At 71.0% G+C, this 610-nt stretch carries 1 protein-coding gene; it reads left to right on the top strand.

All coding sequences use genetic code 11. From position 1 onward, the window contains the following. Positions 1-610 (top strand): arabinan endo-1,5-alpha-L-arabinosidase (locus tag ABD732_RS18570; RefSeq protein WP_344786300.1); only part of this gene is annotated, 610 nt, incomplete at both ends.

Genomic DNA, 610 nt, shown 5'->3' with positions numbered 1-610 from the left:
ACGCCCCGTACGCGGGAAATACCTGATGTACTACGCCGTCTCCAGCTTCGGCAGCAACCACTCGGCCATCGGCCTGGCCACCAGCCGCACCGGCCGCCCGGGAAGCTGGACCGACCGCGGCATCGTGTACGCCACCGAGCTCGGCATGGACCACAACGCCATCGACCCCAACCTGCTGGTCGACCGCGAGGGCCGCTGGTGGCTGAGCTTCGGCTCGTACTGGACCGGCATCCGCATGATCCGCCTCGACCCCCGTACCGGGCTGCGGCACGAGAAGGACCGCACCCTGTACCACCTCGCGACCCGCCCCGACGCGCCGTACGCGGTCGAGGCGCCGGACATCGTCGAGCGCGGCGGCTACTACTACCTGTTCGCCTCCTACGACCGCTGCTGCGCGGGCCTGGACAGCACTTACAAGATCAAGGTCGGCCGCTCGACCAGCCCGACCGGCCCGTACACCGGCCGCGACGGGCAGCCGATGATGACCGGCGGCGGCACCCTGCTCCTGGAGACCCACGGCCGCTTCGTCGGCCCCGGCGGCCAGAGCGTCATGCGCGACCGCGGCCGCGACGTGCTCGTCTACCACTACTACGACGGCGACGACGGCGGC

The organism is Gordonia caeni (genome assembly GCF_039537105.1).
Taxonomy (GTDB): domain Bacteria; phylum Actinomycetota; class Actinomycetes; order Mycobacteriales; family Mycobacteriaceae; genus Gordonia; species Gordonia caeni.
Note: the sequence above shows the minus strand (reverse complement) of the source record. Positions and strands in the feature narration are given on the sequence as shown.